Origin of the sequence: Vibrio proteolyticus NBRC 13287, from assembly GCF_000467125.1 — a bacterium.
Lineage (GTDB): Bacteria > Pseudomonadota > Gammaproteobacteria > Enterobacterales > Vibrionaceae > Vibrio > Vibrio proteolyticus.
Genome location: NZ_BATJ01000002.1, coordinates 356,292 through 377,532, shown reverse-complemented (window position 1 = coordinate 377,532; position 21,241 = coordinate 356,292). Strand labels below are relative to the sequence as shown.

The window sequence follows — 21,241 nt, the reverse complement described above, 5'->3', positions numbered from 1 at the left end:
TTCACAATACTGCTCGAAGGAATATCAAGGTATCCATAAGAAACACAGAGTGACTTGCTCGATGACTGACGGATATGACTGTTATCAGAATGCGTTAGCAGAGCGCGTAAATGGGATACTCAAAATGGAGCTCTTACTGAGGAAGCCGAAAGATCTGGAAGAAGCGAGGAAAATGGTAGCAGAATCCGTAGAGATCTATAATCAAATGAGGCCTCATACGGCTTTAAAATACAAAACGCCCGATGAAGTACATCGAGCGTTTTAATTAAAAAGTGTCAACCCATATCAGGACGGGTCAACCGTGCTGGGTACTCAGTCTCTCAGGTAGATCAACCAGTACCACATACCAACAAACAGACCACCGCCGATAATATTACCCAGTGTCACCGGAATCAAATTATTCAAGATAAACCCCGCTAGATTCAAATCCGCATATTGGCTGATGTCCGCCCCGGTCATCTGCCAGAATTCTGCCGGCGCAAACAACTTGATTCCGATCGCCATAGGCACCTGGTACATATTCGCAATGCAGTGCTCAAAGCCCGACGCAACAAACATTGCCACCGGCAGGATCAGCACCATCACTTTATCCGTCAAAGACCGGGCACTGAACGTCATCCAGACTGCCAGACACACCAGAACGTTACACATAATGCCAAGTGCGACCGCCTGAATGAAACTGTGATGGAGTTTATGTTGTGAAATGGCCATCGCATTGAGGCCAAGTTGACCGCCGTCTTCCATGTACTGGCGGGTCGCCAGCATGATCACCACCAGACAGATTGAACCCGCCATGTTGCCAAGGTACACCACTAACCAGTTTTTCAGCAGATCGGTCCAGGATATTTTGCCACTGGCTTTCGCCACTAATGTTAGCACCGAACTGGTAAACAGTTCTCCGCCGGTAATTACAACCAGAATCAACCCCAAGCTAAAGGCAAGACCACCAGCAAACTTACTCAGACCATAAGCGACATCCTGCGTCCCGGTGGTCACGACAGTATAAAATACGAAGGCAATCCCGATGTGAATGCCCGCTGACATTGCCAGTAAAAACGACTTGTAGAGTTTTTTATTGACCTTACCCACGCCGACTTCCGCGGCTCGCTCTGCCATTTGTGGCGGTAACAGCGAATCAAAAGGGTTTACGTTCATAGTCATAATGCAGTTACATTTTGAAACAGGTTATTCGGAGCGGCGGATGATCCCCCCAATCAAAAGGGAATTCAAGAGCAATTTTTTATGTTTACAGAAAATGTTGTAATCGAGAGTAGCAACACATTAATCGAGTTTATCAATCAGCGTGATCAAGCTGTGGGTCAGGAAATCATTTGCAGCATTAACTCTATGAATTTAGTAAAAAATGCGCTTAAACAATTGTATATAAACCCGTTTTAATTTCGCTTTAGCTTAATTTCTCATATTAAGAAGCATTTTTATTACTTTATATGCATATCGACGCAAAAAATTAAATTTACGCGCTTTAGCTAACATTTCTGGTCGCTGGTGATTGCCCGTTAGCTAGTGGGGTCATACTGTTGAACAAAGACCGAGAAAAAGGATATGCGGATGAAATATACCGATGAACACATCGCGGAACTAAACCTGTTGCTCCAGTTTGATTTGAGTAGCGCAGCCACTGGCATCAAGGTTCACCATCAGGCGTCAGAAGAGAGTCAGGCGGCCATCAAACGTCTGCATGAAAGAGGGCTATGTACCCTACCCGATGGCGGCTATCTGACGGATGAAGGGATAGAAGTCGCAGAGCATGCCGACAAAATTCTGCGTGTTCTCTGTTCATAAAGAAAGGGGCCGAACGGCCCCTTTTTACTGCTCTCCCACCCGACGGAACAACCACTGATAAGGCTGATATTTGTCGTAGCCCCAGTTGAACACCATGGTGTAGATAAAGAAGAACACCAGAAACCCGGCCTCAAGTACGATTGCTGCCATCAGGCTGATGTTGAGAAACCAGGCCACGGTCGGAATGGTAATAAACAGCAGCCCTCCTTCAAATCCTGTTGTATGGACTAAACGTACCGCCAGTGATCTCGTGGAGCGATCCGCTCCGGCAAAACGGTCAAAACCCAGGTTGTACACATAATTCCAAACCACGGTAAACAGGCTCAGCCCAACCCCCACCATGGCCAGTTGTCCGGTGCCTTTACCCGTCAGCAGAGCGGAAACAGGAATAATCATGATCAGCGCTAAAAGCTCAAACACAGCGGCATGAAAAAGGCGTTCTTTGTTTGTCATGGAATCTACTCACATTATTGTTGTATCGATAGGAAGATTTTCATCTAATATAGGGATAAGTAATAATTAGATACCATCGGTAAAAACGATATGTTTGGTATAGAACAACTTGAGGCCTTCGTCGCCACCGTTGACGCGGGCTCATTTTCCAGTGCAGCAAGAGCTTTGGGTAAAGCCCAATCGGTTGTCAGTCAACACATCATGAATTTGGAGATCGATTGCGGTGTCGAACTGTTTGACCGCCACGGACGTTACCCTGTCCTGACAGAACATGGGACGAAACTGCTGTCGCACGCCCGTGCTACGTTGTTGCAGCACAAACGATTACAGCATACGGCCTCGACCTTGTTTCTAAACCAACCCTCGGAAATATGCATCGCGCTGGACGAAGGCATTCCCGTTCACAATATTTTGCCGACCATGCAGCAACTGGCGCAGCAGTTCCCGGATATTCAGTTGAAACTGCTCAGTGCCTCCAGCAAAGACATTATCGATATGGTTGAGAGCGGTCGGGCAACCACGGGATTGGTGTTCAGCGAATTGGATATCCCTCACGGGATTGATTTTGAATGCATCGGTGCAGTGAAGTTCGATATCTTTGTTGCCGCAACACATCCGCTCGGAGCAAGTGTCGCAGCCCACATGGATATGCTACGCCTTCATCGCCAGCTATTGATTCGCTCGCGCAATGTGGCGACCAGCAGCTTTCAGCAAGCAATCAGCCCAGATATTTGGTACGCAGACAACTATTACATTTTATTGGAGCTCGCTGTTGAAGGCTACGGCTGGTGTCTGCTACCCGAACATATTGCTGAATCTGCGGTGAAATCTGGTAAGTTAGTCAGAGTCACGACAGAGTTCGAACGGTTAGGCTGGCTAGCGAATATCGATGTAATTCAACATCAGCGTCACAGTAGCCTGCCAATCTATCAGCAACTCAGATTTCTACTCAGAGAGCAAATAGGATAGCCATATGCAAAACATCACCATCATCGGTGCCGGGTGGCTGGGTAAGCCGCTCGCCAAGTTCCTTTCCACCATCGGGCATCAGGTCACGGTCAGCCGTACGACGGCAAAAGGATGCCAGGCATTACAAGAAGAAGGCATGCAGGCGTTTATCGCGGATCTTAACCACGATATTGAGCCGTTGACTGAAGAGCTGATTCGCCAGCAAAGCGAGATCGTGATTGGCTGCTTTCCTCCCGGCTTTCGCCGTGGCCATGACGATAGCTACGCCCAACAATGGCAACATCTGGTCAGCGCCTGCCAAGCAGCAAAAGTACACAAAATCGTGATGATAAGTTCAACCACGGTTTATCCGTCCATTGCCGAAGACATGACCGAAGACAAAGCTAACCTGACTCTGGCAATGCACAATGAGCTGTTTTCCGACAACGCACGAATCATGCTGACCGCGGAACAAACCGTGATCGACTCAGGGCTCAAGTTTGCTATTGTCCGCCCAAGCGGCTTGATCGGTCCGGATCGCAATCCTGCCCGTTTTGCGGCCAGATTAAAGACGGTCAGCACGACCGCACCAGCCAACATGATTCATCAATTGGATGCCGTTGGCATCGTCAGTTTTTGTGCGCTGAAAGAAGGCAACCAAACTGTGAATGCCACCACGCCGTTTACTGTCAGCAAAGCAGAGTTCTATCAGCAGGCTATCGACTTGTCAGGTAATGATATTGCGCTGCCCCCTATCGTAGACCAAGCGGACAAACGCATTGTGGCGGATCGCATTGAATCTCTCGGATATCGCTTCCACTTTACTCATACGCTGGAAGCACTCAATCACATAGCGGAGCACGAACATGGCTGAACACCTCTACCAGCACTTAGAGACTTTGTGGAATTACATGCAGCTTAACCACCCCCCGCAGGCCGCGGACTGTCTGGTTGTGTTGGGTAGCAACGATGTTCGGGTGGCGGAAGTGGCGGCCCAGTTATATCACCAGAAGCTGGCCCCAATAATTGTCTTCTCTGGTGGCGCTGGCCGCTTAACCGAAGGGCTGTTTGATAAAAGCGAAGCGGAAACCTTCGCAGAAGTAGCACGTGATTGTGGCGTACCAGCACATGCCATCATCCTCGAAACGGAAGCGTCCAACACGGGAGAAAACATTGTTTTTTCCCACCGTCAGCTCAAAACCCGAGGTATAGACGCCAAACAATTACTGCTGGTGCAAAAACCCTATATGGAAAGGCGCGCAATAGCGACGTTTGAAAAACAGTGGCCCGAGGAGTATGAACGTGTCGCGGTAACCTCTCAGGCCGGCTCTCTGCTGGATTACATTAATGAAGACATTGATTTGGATCTGGTGGTGACCGCAATGCTGGGTGACTTTGAGCGAATAAAAACCTATCCGGAGAAAGGCTTTCAGACTGCGCAGGACATCCCCGCCCATGTGGAACATGCTTACCAACAAGTGCTCAAACAGTATCCGCTGTGATGCCCTACACGCAGGCTGTAAGGACGTAGAGCAAGTGCAAATCAAACAAAAGCCCGGATAATAAACCCGGGCTTTTTCATGTTGAGGATAACCGCGTTAGTGTACTGCAGCTTCACGCTCACTCAGGTAATGGAACTTGAGTTTATCGTTGTCCAACGTCACTTTTACCGTACCGCCGTCCACCAGCTCACCAAACAACAATTCATTGGCAAGAGGTTTTTTCAGTTGTTCCTGAATCACACGCCCCATTGGACGCGCGCCCATGGATTTGTCGTAACCCTTGTTTGCCAACCAATGACGGGCATCTTCGGACACTTCCAGTGACACGCCGCGAGCGTCCAGTTGCGCCTGAAGCTCAACAATGAACTTATCGACCACCTGATGAATCACCGCTTCATCCAGGCTATTGAACCAGATGATGTTGTCCAGACGGTTGCGGAATTCCGGTGTGAATACCTTTTTAATTTCCGACATCGCATCATGGCTGTGATCCTGCTGGATCAGGCCGATAGACTGTTTCACGGTTTCCTGAACGCCAGCATTGGTGGTCATCACCAGAATCACATTACGGAAGTCCGCTTTGCGGCCGTTGTTGTCGGTCAATGTCCCGTTGTCCATCACCTGTAGTAGCAGGTTAAAGATGTCCGGGTGCGCTTTTTCAATCTCGTCGAGCAACACAACAGAGTGAGGATGCTTGATCACCGCATCGGTGAGCAAGCCGCCCTGGTCATAACCAACATAGCCAGGGGGCGCACCAATCAAACGGCTGATGGAATGACGCTCACCGTATTCCGACATGTCGAAACGCAGCAGTTCGATTCCCAGCAATTTAGACAACTGCACCGTCACCTCTGTTTTACCTACACCAGTAGGACCGGCAAACAGGAAAGAGCCCACAGGTTTGTTGTCCGCGCCCAAACCAGCACGAGACAGCTTGATGGCTTCCGACAATGCATCGATAGCCGCATCCTGTCCGAACACCAACATTTTCATCTTCTCATCCAAATTCTGCAGAATGTCTTTGTCTGAAGAAGAGACGGATTTCTCAGGAATGCGCGCCATTTTCGCAACCATGGCTTCAATATCTGCCACGCCGACGGTTTTCTTGCGACGGCTGGCCGGCGCCAGACGGCTGCGAGCACCCGCTTCATCAATAACATCGATCGCCTTATCGGGCAGATGACGCTCATTGATGTACTTCGCCGACAACTCCACTGCCGCACGCAGCGCTTTGTTGGTGTAACGCACTTCATGGTGCGCTTCGTATTTCGGTTTTAGCCCCATCAAAATCTTGGTCGTATCGTCGAGCGACGGCTCTACGATATCGATTTTCTGGAATCGACGTGACAAGGCACGCTCTTTCTCAAAAATGTTGCTGTACTCTTGGTAGGTCGTCGAACCGATACAGCGTAACTTACCGCTGCTCAGTAACGGCTTGATCAGATTGGCCGCGTCCACCTGACCACCTGACGCCGCGCCGGCACCGATAATAGTGTGGATCTCGTCAATGAACAGGATCGCATCCTGTTCTTTTTCCAGCTGTTTGAGAATCGTTTTAAAACGCTTCTCAAAGTCACCGCGGTACTTAGTGCCCGCAAGCAGTGAACCAATGTCCAGCGAATAAATGACGCTGTTCTGAATCACTTCCGGCACATTTCCTTCAACAATTCTCCACGCAAGACCTTCGGCAATGGCAGTTTTACCCACCCCGGCTTCCCCGACGAGCAACGGGTTATTTTTACGACGGCGGCACAATACCTGAATGGTGCGCTCCAGTTCTTTGTCACGACCAATCAGCGGATCGATATTGCCTTCTTTCGCCATCTGGTTGAGGTTGGTTGCAAAACTTTCCAGGCGCTCTTCTGAACCGGAATCATCGGTACTTTCACTACTGAACGAGTCAGAAGAAGAGGAAGCGTCGTCTCCGGTATTTGACGCTTTAGTAATGCCGTGAGAAATAAAGTTAACGATATCCAGTCGACTGATGTCGTTCTTTTTCAACAGGTAAGCGGCATGGGATTCCTGCTCACTAAAAATGGCAACCAACACGTTTGCGCCAGTCACTTCATTGCGCCCGGATGACTGAACGTGGAATACGGCGCGTTGAAGTACCCGCTGGAAACTGAGCGTGGGTTGAGTTTCACGCGTCTCATCATTTTCTGGAATGAGCGGGGTGGTTTGATCGATAAAAATATCCAGTTCCTGGCGCAAGGCGTCCAGGTCGGCCTGACAGGCAAGTAGGGCTTCTCTGGCGGCATCATTGTCCAACAATGCCAACAGGAGGTGCTCGACGGTCATAAACTCATGTCGTTTGTCTCTGGCACGAGCGAACGCACCGTTCAGACTTGACTCTAATTCTTTATTCAGCATAAGTACCTCCTTAAGGAACAACAATGTTGTTCGAACAAGTTCTACGCTTGTTCCATCGTACAAAGTAGCGGATGCTCATTTTCCCTTGAGTACATCGTCACTTGTGCTACTTTCGTCTCCGCGACTTCGGCCGTAAACGTGCCGCAAACCGCTCTACCTTCGTAGTGTACCTTGAGCATGACCTGCGTCGCTTTATCAATGTCCATCGAGAAAAAACGCTCAAGGATTTCAATCACAAAGTCCATAGGTGTGTAATCGTCGTTATTGAGGATTACGTTATACATAGCCGGTGGCTGGACTTTGGTTTTCTCTTTCTCCAGTAGGTCTGAGTCTGGAGACACCCATTCAAAATGTTTGCTCATGGTTTATTGGATTCAGAGTGCCCTTTCTAACAAGTTTACCACTGAATTGTGGCAATTTTTTGTGTCGTGAGTCTCCAAGTAGGGACAGGAAATTGACCTGTCGAAAAGACCTCTTACTTAGAGACTAATGCAGCAATTGTATCGCTGCAAATAAAAGATTTCTATTGCACAGCGTACACGGTTTGTTTGCACAGAATACAGACAAAAGTCGCGTTTTGTCTCAGCAAAGCACTAATGAGGATTTGCAAGGTTACAGCAATGTAAACATCAATAGTGATTTGTTTGCAAATATGCAGGTGTTAATACGTTTTTACTATTGACTGTGCTCAATCATTGACTACATTGGGGATGAGTGACTAAAAATTTGGCAGCGGCTGAATTGATATTCACTTTTGTATCAAAGACGACAAAGGAAGTAACAGGTCGTCGCACAAACAACATCAGTAACAAAATGCATGAGGGATGTATAGCATGGCTACAGGTACAGTAAAATGGTTTAACAATGCCAAGGGATTTGGTTTTATCTGTCCGGAAGGTGAGGACGGCGATATTTTCGCGCACTATTCAACCATTCAGATGGACGGTTATCGTACCCTAAAAGCTGGCCAACAAGTAAGTTATGAAGTTGAACGTGGTCCAAAAGGATTTCACGCAAGCTCAGTGACCCCTATCGAGGGTCATTCGCTAAAATAGTTCGCTGCCAAGTGTTGTAGTAACAAAAAACCCGCCTGCTAGCGGGTTTTTTATTGGTTATCGACTTAGCCGATGATCTTATTCAGAATCGTGCTTGGACGCATCAGCGCCGACGCTTTGTCGAATTCAGGCAGGTAATAACCACCTAAATCACCCGGCGTGCCCTGAGCGCCATTGAGCTCAGCCACGATCGCAGCTTCATTCTCAGCCAGAGCTTTTGCGATTGGGGCAAACTGCGCCGCCAGTTCCGCATCATCCGCTTGCTCAGCCAGCGCCTGAGCCCAGTAAGTCGCCAGATAGTAATGGCTGCCACGGTTATCCAGCTCACCCACTTTACGTGATGGCGACTTGTTGTTGTCCAAAAACTGACCCGTTGCTTTGTCCAAAGCATCAGCCAGCACTTGGGCCTTAGCATTGCCAGCCACAGTACTTAGATGTTCAAGCGACGCCGCCAAAGCCAGGAACTCACCCAGGGAATCCCAACGCAGATGGTTTTCTTTCTCAACCTGTTGAACGTGCTTCGGCGCAGAGCCGCCTGCCCCGGTTTCAAACAAGCCACCACCGTTCATCAGCGGTACAATAGACAACATCTTAGCTGACGTACCCAGTTCCAGAATCGGGAACAGGTCGGTCAGGTAGTCACGCAGTACGTTACCTGTGACTGAAATAGTGTCCAGACCTTCTTTGATGCGCTCAAGCGAGAACATACATGCTTCCAGCGGTGCCAGGATCTTAATGTCCAGACCGTTTGTGTCGTGCTCTGGCAAGTAGGCATTCACTTTCTTGATCAGTTCCGCATCATGGGCGCGGTGTTCATCAAGCCAGAATACCGCTGGTGCGCCGGTGGCACGTGCACGCGTCACTGCCAGTTTCACCCAATCCTGGATAGGTGCATCCTTGACCTGACACATACGGAAGATATCGCCTTCCTCTACGGCTTGCTCCAGCAACACGGTGCCTGACGCATCAACGATACGTACACTGCCCGCCGCATCCAGAATGAACGTCTTATCGTGCGAACCGTACTCTTCCGCTTTCTGCGCCATCAAACCAACGTTTGGTACGCTACCCATTGTCGTCGGATCGAAAGCGCCGTGCTCTTTACAGAAATCGATCACTGCCTGGTAAATGCCCGCGTAACTGCGGTCCGGAATCATCGCTTTGGTGTCTTGTTGCTTACCATCAGGGCCCCACATTTGGCCTGACGCACGCAGCATTGCCGGCATAGAGGCATCCACAATGATGTCACTCGGCACGTGCAGGTTGGTGATACCACGATCGGAGTCAACCATCGCCAGTGGTGGTTGTGTTTCGTACACGGCTTGCAGCGCGGCTTCGATTTCTGCTTTCTGCGCTTCTGGCAGAGCCTGAATCTTCGCATAAACATCGCCAATGCCGTTGTTGACATCCACACCCAGTTTAGTGAAGAGCTCACCGTACTTGTCGAATACGTCTTTGTAGTAGACTTTCACCGCATGTCCGAAAATCACTGGATCAGACACCTTCATCATGGTGGCTTTCATGTGCAGTGACAGCAGAACGTCTTTCTGTTTTGCATCGGCGATTTCTTGCTCAAAAAACGCAACCAAGGCTTTTTTGCTCATCACCGAGCTGTCAATGATCTCTTTGTCCAGCAGCGGAAATGCCGCTTTCAGTTCCTTCACTGAACCGTCTTGGCCGACAAATTCAATTTTTACGTCAGTGGCGCCGTCTAACGTCAGCGACTTCTCACTACCGAAGAAGTCTTTGTCTGACATGCTTGAGACATGAGATTTAGAGTCTGCAGACCACGCCCCCATGGAATGTGGGTTCTTCTTCGCGTAGTTCTTCACAGACGTAGGCGCACGACGATCAGAGTTACCTTCACGCAATACCGGGTTTACCGCACTGCCTTTGATCTTGTCGTAGGTTGCTTTGATCGCTTCTTCTTCGTACGTGCTTGGCTCATCCGGGTAGTTCGGTAGGTCGTAACCTTTGGCCTGAAGCTCTTTGATGGCCGCTCGTAGCTGAGGGACAGATGCCGAGATGTTCGGAAGTTTGATGATGTTCGCTTCAGGGGTTTTCGCTAATTCGCCCAGCTCAGCCAGAGCGTCACCAATACGCTGGCCTTCTTTCAGATGTTCAGGGAAGTTCGCAATGATGCGCCCAGCCAGAGAGATATCGCGTGTTTCGACGTTGATACCCGATGAAGCAGTGAAGGATTGAATGATCGGTAGCAGTGAATACGTGGCTAGTGCTGGTGCTTCATCAGTGATGGTGTAAATAATTGTAGGTTTTTCTGTAGGCATGAAATTTCCCTATTGTTCTAACAGTCGTCATCGGATGAATGACGCTGTGTGAATGTCCGCTTACAAGTTGGTACTTCATCCCCTCAATACTTGCATGCGATTGTCTGTCTCTTTAATGTTCTCTGTATCTCCTCTTCAGGAGCACAGTCCGTGAGAGCTTGTTAGTTATAATTAAACAAAACCAAGATAATAGTCTATTATCTTGTTCGCCAATCCTGTTTTTGGGCGCGCAAATGATAGCCTATTTCAGGCTTTCAGAAAACTTTCCACCACAGTTCATTTACATTTTTGCAAGGTAGTTAACATGTCACCAAGCTCACATCGTGAGTCGCCGCGAAAATCTTCTGATTCTCGCAAAAACGGTTTTAAACGTCGTGCGACCCAGCACAAAGCAGCGTCAGCCAATGGCAAACATCGCCAGAGCCGGCCGGCACAAAAAGCCCGAGTCGCGGCACAAGACCGACAAGTGATCGTGTTTAACAAACCGTACGACACCCTCAGCCAGTTTACGGATGGCGATGGACGTAAAACACTCGCGGACTACATCCCGGTGAAAGATGTCTACGCCGCAGGGCGACTCGATCGAGACAGTGAAGGTCTGATGGTACTGACCAATGACGGTGTATTGCAAGCCAGACTCACTCAGCCAAAATCTAAGTCCCCGAAAACCTACTGGGTTCAGGTTGACGGTGCCCCGCAAGAGGCCGACTTGGAGAAATTACGCCAAGGCGTTGAGTTGAAAGACGGCATGACACTACCGGCGAAAGTCGAGATGATGGAAGCCCCTGAGATCTGGGAGCGCATTCCACCAGTGCGCTTTCGTGCCAACATTCCCACCACCTGGCTGGCCATCACGATTATTGAAGGCCGTAACCGACAGGTTCGGCGCATGACCGCTCACATCGGCTTTCCGACGCTGCGCCTGATCCGCTATTCCATGGGTGATATTACGCTGGACAATCTCCAGCCTGGGGAATGGAAACGTATCCAACTGGACCGCTAGTCTTCGTCTTTTCTATCGCCATTTCGCCGGGCATCAAGCCGCACACCTACAACAAAAAACGCCACTTCAACTGAAGTGGCGTTTTTTGTTTAAAACCAAATAAGCGAGTCAGAAGAGTGCTTATTCTGCTTCTTTTTCTTTTGCTACCGTAACGGCAATCGCCAGTTCTTCCAACGCGGCTGGATTTGCCAGGCTTGGAGCATCGGTCAACAGACACGCTGCTGCAGTTGTTTTCGGGAATGCAATCACATCGCGGATGTTCTCTGTACCACACAGCAGCATCACCAGACGGTCCAAACCAAACGCCAGACCCGCATGTGGTGGTGTACCGAATTTCAATGCATCCAGCAGGAAGCCAAATTTCAAGCGTTGTTCGTCCGCATCAATACCCAGGATATCGAATACCGCAGCTTGCATGTCTGCGTTATGGATACGAACAGAGCCACCGCCCACTTCGTAGCCATTGATAACCATATCGTAAGCGTTTGAGTTTGCTGCTGCCGGGTTAGCTTTCAGCTCCTGCGCACTCACACCCAGAGGGGCTGTAAATGGGTGATGCATTGCGTGCAGATTACCTTCGTCGTCTTCTTCAAACATTGGGAAATCAACGACCCACAATGGTGCCCATGCAGACTCGTCAGTCAGTTGCAGGTCTTTGCCCAGCTTCAGACGCAGTGCACCCAGAGCTTCTGCCACGATACCTGCTTTGTCTGCACCAAACAGAATGATGTCACCAGATTCAGCGTGTGTGCGATCCAAAATGGCATTGATCACATCTTCGTTCAGGAACTTCGCCACTGGCGACTGGATACCTTCCATGCCAGCAGCACGATCGTTGACCTTCATCCACGCTAGACCTTTCGCGCCGTAGATACCAACAAATTCCCCGTAACCGTCAATCTGTTTACGGGTCAGTTCTGCGCCACCCGGGACGCGGATAACCGCAACACGGCCTTTTTCATCATTTGCCGGGCCTGAGAATACTTTGAACTCAACATCTTTAACGAGATCAGCAACGTCAACAAGCTCCAGAGGGTTACGCAGGTCAGGCTTGTCAGAGCCAAAACGGCGGATCGCTTCACTAAACGGCATTACCGGGAACTGGCCCAGGTCGACGTTTAGCAGCTCTTGCCACATTTCGCGCACCATTTTTTCCGTAGTCGCACGTACTTGATCAGACGTCATGAATGACGTTTCGATATCGATCTGAGTGAATTCTGGCTGACGGTCTGCACGCAAGTCTTCGTCACGGAAACATTTAACGATTTGGTAGTAACGATCAAAGCCCGACATCATCAACAACTGTTTGAATAGCTGAGGCGATTGAGGAAGCGCATAGAAGCTGCCTTTATGGACACGGCTTGGTACCAGATAGTCACGCGCACCTTCTGGGGTCGCTTTGGTCAACACTGGCGTTTCGATGTCAAGGAAACCGTTGTCATCCAGAAAACGACGTACGAAGCTAGAGGCTTTCGCGCGCAGTTTGATGCGATCACTCATTTCCGGGCGACGCAGATCCAGATAACGGTATTTCAGACGCTGCTCTTCAGTGTTCTTTTGGTTGAAATCCAGTGGAAGAACGTCCGAACGGTTGATGATTTCCAAGCCTTTGGCCAGAATCTCAACTTCACCGGTTGCCATGTCAGCATTGACCTGACTGTCTGGACGCGCACGTACTTCACCCGTCAGTTTGATACAGAATTCATTACGAAGTTGGTTCGCCACTTCATACGCATCTGCCATATCTGGATCAACAACTACCTGAACGATGCCTTCACGATCTCGCATATCAATGAAAATCAGACCGCCTAAATCGCGACGACGGTTAACCCAGCCGCAAAGTTCTACAGTTTGTCCTGCCAGGGACTTGTTCAGGTGACCACAGTAATGGGTACGCATAGTGAATTTCCCAATCTCTAATTAATCAGTTATCAATTTCCATGCTACAGAGCTAACCTAGCCGTAGCGCAAGATTTCATTTATACGCTTAAAGACGAGTAAAATCGACATTCAAGCGGACAATTTACAGGCTTTTTCGCCGCTTCAGCCGCCATTCGCACAAAAAGCAACCAAATTGTGATTCCAAGGCTGAAATGAGGGCGATTATATACGCTCGGTCCACCAAATTACACAATTGATCTAATCTCGCTTACACTGTGCATCTTAGCTCGAATAGGGTCACCATTAACCGATAAAACTTCATGGACACTCTACCAATACGTCTGGGCCTGACGATGTGGTCCCACGCTCAATGGCAAGCCAGTTTTTACGGCAGCGGAACCAAGCCGGCAGACAGACTGGAGCGCTATGCCCGCGTGTTTCATACCGTTGAGGGCAATACCACCTTCTATGCGACACCTTCCCCCATAACGGTGCAAAACTGGCGCAGCGCCACCCACGATGACTTCCGTTTCACGTTCAAACTGCCCAAAGCCATCACTCATCAGCAGTTATTGAAAAACTCCCAGGAGCTGCTGCGCGAATTTATGAATGTCATGGCGCCGCTGCATGAACGCGTTGGCCAATGGACGATTCAATTACCTGCGGCGTTCGGCCCCGAGCATCTGGATCACCTCAAGGTATTTTGTCGCCAGTTTCCTCAGAATTTTCCGTTAGGGGTCGAAGTCCGTCATCCGGCTTTCTTTGCCAAAGGTGATGAAGAAAAAGCCCTTAATCAATGGCTACTGGAAACCGGAATTGACCGCATTATCATGGACAGCCGCCCCGTCTTCGCGGCACCACCAAACACCGAAGCCGTGATCGATGCCCATCAGAAGAAGCCTCGCGTCCCCGTGCATGCGATTTCAACCGCTGCCCACCCAATGATTCGATTTATCGGTCACCCCGATCTGGAGGAAAACCTGGGTTTCTTTGCGCCGTGGCTGAAGAAACTGCCCGCTTGGATCGCGCAAGGTAAACAACCTTACGTGATGATCCATACCCCGGACAATGTCGAAGCACCACAGTTGGCATTGAGGCTGTATCAGCAGTTGCAACAGCTAATGACGATGCCGGATTTAGCGCCCTTCCCGGCTAAAGATGGCGATACTCAGCTCCAGATGTTCTGAGTCAAGCCGCTGTCTGTAATGACACAGGCGTAATTTTCCCCTAAAATACGCGCCTTTTTCCGAGCCAGCACTGTGCTGGTCTGTTGGTAGTGCGAGATAAACTATGAGCAATAAAGACATCATCTTTTCCGCTCCGATTGATAAAATCGGCGACTTTACCTTCGACGAACGCGTCGCTGAAGTCTTTCCCGATATGATCCAGCGTTCAGTACCCGGATACAGCAACATCATCTCGGCCATCGGTATGCTGGCGGAGCGCTTCGTAAAGCCGCATTCCACCATCTACGACCTGGGCTGCTCGCTCGGTGCCGCGACTCTGTCGATGCGTCGCCACATCAATCAGGAAGGTTGCCGCATCATTGCTGTCGATAATTCTTCAGCGATGGTCGAACGTTGTAAGCTGCACGTCAACGCTTACCGCAGCGACACTCCTGTCGAAGTGCTCGAAGCCGATATCCGCGATGTCGAGATCGACGATGCGTCAGTCGTGGTGCTCAACTTCACCTTGCAATTTCTTAAACCTGAAGACCGATACGCTCTGCTGGAAAAAATCTACGCTGGCCTGCGTCCGGGCGGTATTTTGATCCTGTCGGAAAAATTTGTGTTTGAAGATGAAGTCTCACACGAACTCCTGATTGACCTTCACCATGACTTCAAACGCGCCAATGGCTACAGCGAACTGGAGATCAGCCAGAAACGCAGTGCGATCGAAAATGTTATGCGTCCTGATTCGATCACCGCTCACAAGGAACGTTTTAGCAAAATTGGCTTCGCCAGTTACGATGTGTGGTTCCAGTGCTTCAACTTCGGCTCGATGTTTGCCATTAAATAGATGGCCTTCAGGTGATGGTGTTTCGACTCCCCGAGGAACACGCGTCCAAACCGTATGTAAACCGGGGAATGGCTTTTTAAACCAGGAACTTTTCCATGTTTAGTTTTGGTAACTTCTACCAGTTGATCGCTCAGGATACTCGCCTGCAGCATTGGCTGAATACCCTTCCACAACAGCTGACGGACTGGCAGAACGCTCAGCACGGCGATTTCGAGCGCTGGCTGCGTGCGCTGAAAAAAATCCCGCAAGGCATGCCGGATCACATAGATATAAAAAATGCCGTCAGCGTGCGTAATGAAAACGCGTTGCCCGAAGGCGAATTCAAAAAACTGGAAAACCTGCTGAAAACCTTTCACCCGTGGCGTAAAGGTCCGTATGATCTTCATGGCATTCATATTGATACCGAATGGCGAAGCGATTGGAAGTGGGATCGCTTGCTCCCTCACATCACACCACTGAAAAACCGCACTGTGCTGGACGTTGGCTGTGGTAATGGTTATCACATGTGGCGTATGCTGGGCGAAGAGGCACGTTTGTGTGTCGGCATCGACCCGTCTCACTTGTTCCTGATCCAATTTGAAGCCATTCGCAAGCTGATGGGCGACGATCAACGCATCCACCTGCTGCCGCTCGGTATTGAGCAACTGCCAGAGCTGGAAGCGTTCGACACCGTATTCAGCATGGGAGTGCTCTATCATCGCCGTTCACCGCTTGATCACCTGTTGCAGTTGAAAAAACAACTGGTATCAGGCGGCGAGTTGATCCTCGAAACACTGGTGATTGAAGGCGACGAAAATGCCGTGCTGGTGCCTGTTGACCGTTACGCCCAAATGCGCAATGTCTATTTTTTCCCTTCTGCAAAAGCACTGAAAGTGTGGCTGGAGCAGAGCGGATTTATCAACGTACGCATCGTGGATGAAAACGTCACATCCCTTGGTGAGCAACGCACCACCTCCTGGATGACACACAACTCGCTGCCGGATTACATCGATCCGACGGACCCGACAAAAACCGTTGAAGGTTACCCGGCACCACGCCGCGCAATTTTAATTGCCAATAAACCATAATTGACACAGTTTTAACGTGTATAATGCACGCGGAAGATACCCTAATGCCGAGCGATAAAGGGACAGTTTTCGCCTTTATCGCTGGAAGCAGGTAACCCCCGAGGTGCAGGGCTCTGTGTACGACCACTTTCTAATGTCAAGCCATCCGGTTTTCCGTTGCCAGACGCGGCAGAAAACGAGAAGTCTATCACTAAACTCGCCCCTCACTGTTACCTGAGCAGATAACTATAACCACAGCGTGATAAAGGTGAAGTTTCTGGCCTTGTCGTCGTTTGTGGAGATAAGCTAAACTCGCAAAATACAAACACTTAACGCTATTTTTAAGGTTTTCAATGTTTACTCGACTGGCACCCGTTATTGCAGTTAGTTTGCTTTCAGGATGCGCACTGACCAATTCCGAACAATACCACCAGGAAACGCTGACGGCGATCAACACGTCTGAAGCGGAACTGACTAACAAAATTACCAACCTGGAACTCCAAATGAGTAATCAATCCGATTACATTGATAGTTTGGAAGGTGACATAAAAGCGCTCAGCAAGCAGATTGCTTCGTTTAAGAAAGTAACCCTGGAAAAGCTGAATGAAAAGCCAGAGCCAGTAGAGCCAGCCCCTGTGCCGCTCCCTACCCCGATGCCAGATAACATCATTCTGGGTGAAATCGAAAAAGTGACCATTGACTCTATCAAGCAGACGTTTGATGCCCGTGTTGATACCGGGGCAGCGACTTCCTCACTCAACGCTGTGGATATTGAGCAATTCGAGCGCAATGGTAAAAATTGGGTGCGTTTCCACCTCTCCGATGGTGAAAAAACGCTTGATGCCGACAATTGGATCGAAGCGCCTATTATTCGTTTTGTCAAAATCCGCCAATCGACCTCTGAAGATGTCGAACGCCGCGCCGTGATTGAATTGTGGGTCAGAGTCGGAAAAATTCATGAAAAAGCGCAATTTACTTTGGCAGACCGTTCGCAAATGAGCCATCCTGTTCTACTGGGCAGGGAGTTCATTCGTGACATCGCCGTGGTTGATGTCAGCCGAAAATATATTCATACGGAAGACAAACAAAAACAATAAGGTAGTTTATGACGTCCAAAGTACCATTTTACCTGTCAGTTCTGTTACTGATAGTTGCTGGGATCGCTCTTAGCATTTTCAGACACAATAGTTATGGCGTCCCTTGGACGCCGGGCGAAACACGCCAAGTATGGGATTTAGAAGCCCGGATTGAATTTACCGCCCAGAATAAACCCGTCAAAGCCTCTCTGGCAGCCCCACATACTCAAGACGGTTTCACTCTTGTCAATGAATCAGCCTCCTCGCCAGGCTATGGTGTCTCTTACATCAACTCGGATTCCGGTCGCCGCGTAGAATGGTCGGTCCGCAATGCCCGAGGCGCACAGACTATTTACTACAAAGCTCAGTTTTTGGTGGACTCTCAAGCCAAAGTCGATCCGATTCCACCGAGCGGCGAAGTACTCAAACCGACATTTGATGGCCCCAGTGAGGCAGCAGCAGTTGCTCTGATCCAACAAGCCAATGAGCGTTCCGCTGATGACGTCACCTTTACCCGTGAACTGATCAAAGCCCTCAATGATGGCGACAGTCAGAATGCCGCCTTGATCCTGAACAGCATGAGCAAAGTCCAGGCGATTGATAAGTTGCTGGCATACGCAGGTATCCAGAGTAAAGTCGTCGGTGTGATTCAGTTGGAAGATGGCCGTCGCCGTCAAAGCATTCAACAGATGAACCAGGTATGGAGTGGCAAAAAATGGATCTTGTTCAACCCGGACAATATCAGTCAGGAAATTCAGCCAAACCTGTTGGTGTGGGATGAGTCCAACGTTTCTCTGCTTGACCTGATTGGTGGTCAGAATAGTCAGGTGACGTTCTCAATGATCGCTCAGGACGTGACACCACAACAGGCAACCAGCGATAAAATTGAAGCGGACGGCTTGCTGAATTTCTCAATTCACAGTTTGCCACTGGAAGAACAGGCGATGTTTAAAACCATCATGCTGATTCCAATCGGCGCGTTAATTGTTGTGTTCCTGCGTGTAATTGTCGGATTGAAAACATCCGGTACGTTCATGCCGGTACTGATTGCAGTCGCTTTCGTACAAACTCAGTTGTTGACCGGTATTGTCGGCTTCCTATTGATTGTCGGGACCGGCCTTATCATCCGCAGTTACCTATCCAAACTTAACTTGCTGTTGGTGGCGAGGATATCGGCGGTGATTATTACCGTGATCATGATTATCTCACTGTTTACCGTGATCGCTTTCAAAATCGGTTTGACGGAAGGTCTGACGATTACCTTCTTCCCGATGATCATCCTATCGTGGACCATTGAACGGATGTCCATCCTGTGGGAAGAAGAAGGTCCGAAAGAAGTGGCTATGCAAGGCGGTGGCTCACTACTGACCGCTGTTTTGATCTATTTGGCAATGACCAACAGCTACATCCAACACCTGACCTTTAACTTCATCGGTCTGCAACTGATCGTTCTAGCAGGCATTTTGTTGCTGGGTACCTATACGGGTTACCGCCTGACCGAACTGCGTCGCTTCAAACCACTTGTGGAGGACTAAACGATGTTTTTTTCTCGTTATACCTCCCCGAGCAAGTTAAAGCACAAAGGGATCATGGGCATGAACCAACGTAACCACAGTTACATTGGTCGCTACAACGATCGCTCCAAATACCCTTTGGTGGACGACAAGCTGAAAACCAAAATCATTGCTCAGGCAGCGGGCGCGACGGTACCGAAACTGATTGGTGTGATCGCGAACCAAGCCGAAGTGAGAACCATCCACGAGATGGTGAAAGATTGGCCAGGGTTTGTCATCAAACCGGCTCAAGGCAGTGGTGGTAAAGGCATTCTCGTCGTGATCTCGCACAAAGATGGGGTGTACACCAAACCATCTGGGGCGACCATAAACAAAGAGGACGTTGAGCGCCACATCAGTAACGCACTGGCAGGACTGTTTTCTTTGGGCGGCAAGAATGACGTTGCCGTGGTCGAGAACCTGATTAAGTTTGATGACTGCTTTGATGGCTTCAGCTACGAAGGTGTGCCCGATGTGCGCATCATCGTTTTCAAAGGCTACCCGGTGATGGCGATGATGCGCTGCTCAACTTCGGCATCTGACGGCAAAGCCAACCTGCACCAGGGTGCGGTCGGCGTCGGTATCTGTATTGCAACCGGACGTGCAGTACGAGCCGTCCAGTTTGATCAACCAGTGACTCACCATCCGGACACAGGAAAAGAGCTGTCAACGCTCAAAGTCCCCCACTGGGAGCGTCTGCTGACACTCGCATCCAGTGCTTGGGAAATGACAGGGCTTGGCTACATGGGCACCGATATGGTTCTGGACAAAGAAGAAGGTCCAATGGTACTGGAGCTCAATGCTCGACCTGGACTGGCAATCCAGATCGCCAACGGCTGTGGTCTGCTTCCTCGACTGCATCATATTGAAAGTATCGGCCGACCTGCAGAATACCCTAAGCCTGCTGAACGCGTGGCGTACGCTGCGCGACAGTTTGGGGTGTTTGCCAAAGAAATTACCGACTGATCCTGACCAGATACAACAATGCCCGCTCATAGCGGGCATTTTTATGGCTAATGTCCGGGCTAGATTTCCTCTTCCAGCGACGCTTGCAATTCACCGGCTTTTTCAATGTCTGCACGCGACATATGACGTTTGACTTCTTTGACCGCCTCGGCCGATTTTGCATAACCGTTGTCAGCCGCGATACTCAGCCAGGCAAGCGCTTTAACGAAATCGCTGTATACGCCATGGCCATTACGGTACGAATACCCCACCATGTACTGACTGTATTCATCACCCCACATCGCCGCTTCGCTAAAGTAGCTGAACGACTTTTTATAATCGGTCGTTTTAAACCCACACGGGCGCTTATATTCCGGGTAGTAGTACAGATTGCCCAGCGTCGCGTAAGACAACACATGTTCATCCGCATCAATGGCCTGGTTAAACAGTTTCATCGCGGTAGGACAGCTTTTCTCAACCCCTTCCCCATTCAGGTAAGCGATACCCAGGTTATACATCGCGCTGGCATCGCCCAGATCGGCCGCCTGTTTGAACCAATGGGCTGCCTGAACAAAATCTTTCTCTACGCCTTTGCCATCGTTATAAGAAAACGCCAGTTCGTACATGGCGTCCGAATAGCCGAGCTTCGCCGCTGCCAGATAATACTCATTGGCTTTCTTTAGGTCGACTTGAGTACCCTCACCATCAAAGTACATGACACCCAAACTGTAAAGCACATAAGCATCCTGGCCTTTTTCCGCCTGGTGATACCATTTTAATGCCTCGGCATAATCCTCTTGCTGGTAATAGTAGTAGTCCGCCAGTTCGGATTCTGCTTCATGACTTCCCTTCTGAGCGGCCTTTTTCAGGTAAACCAAGCCCTGATCGACATTTTCCTGCAACATGGACTCGTAGAGCAGGACTGACGCAGCCTCCATTAACTGAACAGGGTTATCCGATTTTTCCGCAGCTTGAAGCACCTGTAACTCATCAGGATCATACGACTCCAGACTGATGTCGTAGGCCAGTGCTGAGGTTGAAAAACCCAAAGCAAGTGAAGTGCATAGAAGTGTACGGCTCAATAACATCGTTAGTGTTCTCAAGGTTGTTATTATTAGAGGGTCAGTATTGTAGCCGCTTTCTTTTATGCAACAGAGTCATTAATTAACATTTTGAAAGTGATGTGATCCATAACGGTTTCTTATCCCGGGTAGCATGAAACCTTGCATGGTTGAGTTCGCTTCATGGAATGCATTGCGTACATTAAGCGCATAGGTAGTCAGGCCTAGAAAAAACGCC

The 21,241-nt window shown here is 49.5% G+C and carries 20 protein-coding genes; 13 read left to right on the top strand and 7 right to left on the bottom strand.

From position 1 onward, the window contains the following. A partial coding sequence (locus tag VPR01S_RS04300; protein ID WP_040902263.1) for an integrase core domain-containing protein occupies positions 1-265 on the top strand: 265 nt, incomplete at its 5' end. 47 nt (positions 266-312) lie between these two features. On the opposite strand, the gene focA is transcribed toward VPR01S_RS04300, so the two are convergent. Beyond that, complete coding sequence (focA, locus tag VPR01S_RS04295) at positions 313-1,155, bottom strand: formate transporter FocA (protein WP_040902261.1); 843 nt, start codon at positions 1,153-1,155, stop codon at positions 313-315. Positions 1,156-1,569: 414 nt separating this feature from the next. Here focA and VPR01S_RS04290 point away from each other — a divergent pair, with 414 nt between their 5' ends. Further along, positions 1,570-1,803, top strand: coding sequence for a TIGR02647 family protein (locus VPR01S_RS04290; RefSeq protein WP_021704079.1), 234 nt, complete (start codon positions 1,570-1,572; stop codon positions 1,801-1,803). Between the two features lie 24 nt (positions 1,804-1,827). Here VPR01S_RS04290 and VPR01S_RS04285 read toward each other — a convergent pair whose 3' ends face one another. Continuing rightward, positions 1,828-2,256 (bottom strand): PACE efflux transporter, encoded by a 429-nt coding sequence (locus tag VPR01S_RS04285; RefSeq protein WP_021704078.1) that lies wholly within the window; start codon positions 2,254-2,256, stop codon positions 1,828-1,830. 90 nt (positions 2,257-2,346) lie between these two features. Between VPR01S_RS04285 and VPR01S_RS04280 the strand changes: the two genes are divergently transcribed. The 3 genes from VPR01S_RS04280 to VPR01S_RS04270 are packed head-to-tail and all read left to right on the top strand — an operon-like array spanning position 2,347 to position 4,706. Further along, entirely contained in the window at positions 2,347-3,225 is an 879-nt protein-coding gene (locus VPR01S_RS04280; RefSeq protein WP_021704077.1) for a LysR family transcriptional regulator, read from the top strand. A gap of 4 nt (positions 3,226-3,229) precedes the next feature. Then, positions 3,230-4,078, top strand: coding sequence for an NAD(P)H-binding protein (locus VPR01S_RS04275; protein ID WP_021704076.1), 849 nt, complete (start codon positions 3,230-3,232; stop codon positions 4,076-4,078). Further along, the gene (locus tag VPR01S_RS04270) at positions 4,071-4,706 is read left to right on the top strand and encodes a YdcF family protein (protein ID WP_021704075.1); all 636 of its coding nucleotides are present in this window, start codon (positions 4,071-4,073) and stop codon (positions 4,704-4,706) included. Before VPR01S_RS04275 ends, VPR01S_RS04270 begins: the two co-directional genes overlap by 8 nt. A gap of 96 nt (positions 4,707-4,802) precedes the next feature. Here VPR01S_RS04270 and clpA read toward each other — a convergent pair whose 3' ends face one another. Both clpA and clpS read right to left on the bottom strand, forming a co-directional pair. Next, a complete protein-coding gene (gene clpA, locus VPR01S_RS04265) occupies positions 4,803-7,076 on the bottom strand; it encodes an ATP-dependent Clp protease ATP-binding subunit ClpA (RefSeq protein WP_021704074.1) in 2,274 nt (757 codons plus the stop codon). A gap of 41 nt (positions 7,077-7,117) precedes the next feature. Beyond that, a complete protein-coding gene (clpS, locus tag VPR01S_RS04260; protein ID WP_021704073.1) occupies positions 7,118-7,438 on the bottom strand; it encodes an ATP-dependent Clp protease adapter ClpS in 321 nt (106 codons plus the stop codon). Positions 7,439-7,909: 471 nt separating this feature from the next. Here clpS and cspD point away from each other — a divergent pair, with 471 nt between their 5' ends. Next, positions 7,910-8,131 carry a cold shock domain-containing protein CspD gene (cspD, locus tag VPR01S_RS04255; RefSeq protein ID WP_040902247.1) on the top strand — a complete coding sequence of 74 codons (222 nt, stop codon included), beginning with the start codon at positions 7,910-7,912 and terminating at the stop codon, positions 8,129-8,131. 65 nt (positions 8,132-8,196) lie between these two features. Here the strand turns inward: cspD and VPR01S_RS04250 are convergent, their stop codons facing one another. Continuing rightward, positions 8,197-10,419, bottom strand: a complete 2,223-nt coding sequence (locus VPR01S_RS04250; protein ID WP_021704070.1) for an NADP-dependent isocitrate dehydrogenase — start codon at positions 10,417-10,419, stop codon at positions 8,197-8,199. Between the two features lie 304 nt (positions 10,420-10,723). Here VPR01S_RS04250 and VPR01S_RS04245 point away from each other — a divergent pair, with 304 nt between their 5' ends. After that, a complete protein-coding gene (locus VPR01S_RS04245; RefSeq protein ID WP_021704069.1) occupies positions 10,724-11,422 on the top strand; it encodes an rRNA large subunit pseudouridine synthase E in 699 nt (232 codons plus the stop codon). A 120-nt stretch (positions 11,423-11,542) separates the two neighbouring features. On the opposite strand, the gene aspS is transcribed toward VPR01S_RS04245, so the two are convergent. Beyond that, positions 11,543-13,321 carry an aspartate--tRNA ligase gene (gene aspS / locus VPR01S_RS04240; protein WP_021704068.1) on the bottom strand — a complete coding sequence of 593 codons (1,779 nt, stop codon included), beginning with the start codon at positions 13,319-13,321 and terminating at the stop codon, positions 11,543-11,545. A 302-nt stretch (positions 13,322-13,623) separates the two neighbouring features. On the opposite strand from aspS, the gene VPR01S_RS04235 reads away from it, so the two are divergent. The 6 genes from VPR01S_RS04235 (at position 13,624) to VPR01S_RS04210 (ending at position 19,963) form a co-directional block, all read left to right on the top strand. Beyond that, positions 13,624-14,490: a DUF72 domain-containing protein gene (locus VPR01S_RS04235; protein WP_021704067.1), complete on the top strand. Its 867-nt coding sequence runs from the start codon at positions 13,624-13,626 to the stop codon at positions 14,488-14,490. A 103-nt stretch (positions 14,491-14,593) separates the two neighbouring features. Next, a complete protein-coding gene (cmoA, locus tag VPR01S_RS04230; RefSeq protein WP_021704066.1) occupies positions 14,594-15,322 on the top strand; it encodes a carboxy-S-adenosyl-L-methionine synthase CmoA in 729 nt (242 codons plus the stop codon). A 95-nt stretch (positions 15,323-15,417) separates the two neighbouring features. Next, a complete protein-coding gene (gene cmoB, locus VPR01S_RS04225; protein ID WP_021704065.1) occupies positions 15,418-16,389 on the top strand; it encodes a tRNA 5-methoxyuridine(34)/uridine 5-oxyacetic acid(34) synthase CmoB in 972 nt (323 codons plus the stop codon). 332 nt (positions 16,390-16,721) lie between these two features. After that, the gene (locus VPR01S_RS04220) at positions 16,722-17,465 is read left to right on the top strand and encodes an ATP-dependent zinc protease family protein (RefSeq protein ID WP_021704064.1); all 744 of its coding nucleotides are present in this window, start codon (positions 16,722-16,724) and stop codon (positions 17,463-17,465) included. An 8-nt stretch (positions 17,466-17,473) separates the two neighbouring features. Then, on the top strand, positions 17,474-18,979 hold the full coding sequence (locus tag VPR01S_RS04215; protein ID WP_021704063.1) for an inactive transglutaminase family protein: 1,506 nt from the start codon (positions 17,474-17,476) through the stop codon (positions 18,977-18,979). Between the two features lie 3 nt (positions 18,980-18,982). Next, a complete protein-coding gene (locus VPR01S_RS04210; protein ID WP_021704062.1) occupies positions 18,983-19,963 on the top strand; it encodes an alpha-L-glutamate ligase-like protein in 981 nt (326 codons plus the stop codon). Positions 19,964-20,022: 59 nt separating this feature from the next. Here VPR01S_RS04210 and VPR01S_RS04205 read toward each other — a convergent pair whose 3' ends face one another. Beyond that, entirely contained in the window at positions 20,023-21,030 is a 1,008-nt protein-coding gene (locus VPR01S_RS04205) for a tetratricopeptide repeat protein (RefSeq protein ID WP_040902246.1), read from the bottom strand. Between the last annotated feature and the right edge of the window lie 211 nt (positions 21,031-21,241).

What these genes read in the sequence shown, in the direction of transcription:
- focA (WP_040902261.1), bottom strand. Translation starts at nt 1,155, where the DNA reads ATGAACGTAAACCCTTTTGATTCGCTGTTACCGCCACAAATGGCAGAG.
- VPR01S_RS04290 (WP_021704079.1), top strand. Translation starts at nt 1,570, where the DNA reads ATGAAATATACCGATGAACACATCGCGGAACTAAACCTGTTGCTCCAG.
- VPR01S_RS04285 (WP_021704078.1), bottom strand. Translation starts at nt 2,256, where the DNA reads ATGACAAACAAAGAACGCCTTTTTCATGCCGCTGTGTTTGAGCTTTTA.
- VPR01S_RS04280 (WP_021704077.1), top strand. Translation starts at nt 2,347, where the DNA reads ATGTTTGGTATAGAACAACTTGAGGCCTTCGTCGCCACCGTTGACGCG.
- VPR01S_RS04275 (WP_021704076.1), top strand. Translation starts at nt 3,230, where the DNA reads ATGCAAAACATCACCATCATCGGTGCCGGGTGGCTGGGTAAGCCGCTC.
- VPR01S_RS04270 (WP_021704075.1), top strand. Translation starts at nt 4,071, where the DNA reads ATGGCTGAACACCTCTACCAGCACTTAGAGACTTTGTGGAATTACATG.
- clpA (WP_021704074.1), bottom strand. Translation starts at nt 7,076, where the DNA reads ATGCTGAATAAAGAATTAGAGTCAAGTCTGAACGGTGCGTTCGCTCGT.
- clpS (WP_021704073.1), bottom strand. Translation starts at nt 7,438, where the DNA reads ATGAGCAAACATTTTGAATGGGTGTCTCCAGACTCAGACCTACTGGAG.
- cspD (WP_040902247.1), top strand. Translation starts at nt 7,910, where the DNA reads ATGGCTACAGGTACAGTAAAATGGTTTAACAATGCCAAGGGATTTGGT.
- VPR01S_RS04250 (WP_021704070.1), bottom strand. Translation starts at nt 10,419, where the DNA reads ATGCCTACAGAAAAACCTACAATTATTTACACCATCACTGATGAAGCA.
- VPR01S_RS04245 (WP_021704069.1), top strand. Translation starts at nt 10,724, where the DNA reads ATGTCACCAAGCTCACATCGTGAGTCGCCGCGAAAATCTTCTGATTCT.
- aspS (WP_021704068.1), bottom strand. Translation starts at nt 13,321, where the DNA reads ATGCGTACCCATTACTGTGGTCACCTGAACAAGTCCCTGGCAGGACAA.
- VPR01S_RS04235 (WP_021704067.1), top strand. Translation starts at nt 13,624, where the DNA reads ATGGACACTCTACCAATACGTCTGGGCCTGACGATGTGGTCCCACGCT.
- cmoA (WP_021704066.1), top strand. Translation starts at nt 14,594, where the DNA reads ATGAGCAATAAAGACATCATCTTTTCCGCTCCGATTGATAAAATCGGC.
- cmoB (WP_021704065.1), top strand. Translation starts at nt 15,418, where the DNA reads ATGTTTAGTTTTGGTAACTTCTACCAGTTGATCGCTCAGGATACTCGC.
- VPR01S_RS04220 (WP_021704064.1), top strand. Translation starts at nt 16,722, where the DNA reads ATGTTTACTCGACTGGCACCCGTTATTGCAGTTAGTTTGCTTTCAGGA.
- VPR01S_RS04215 (WP_021704063.1), top strand. Translation starts at nt 17,474, where the DNA reads ATGACGTCCAAAGTACCATTTTACCTGTCAGTTCTGTTACTGATAGTT.
- VPR01S_RS04210 (WP_021704062.1), top strand. Translation starts at nt 18,983, where the DNA reads ATGTTTTTTTCTCGTTATACCTCCCCGAGCAAGTTAAAGCACAAAGGG.
- VPR01S_RS04205 (WP_040902246.1), bottom strand. Translation starts at nt 21,030, where the DNA reads ATGTTATTGAGCCGTACACTTCTATGCACTTCACTTGCTTTGGGTTTT.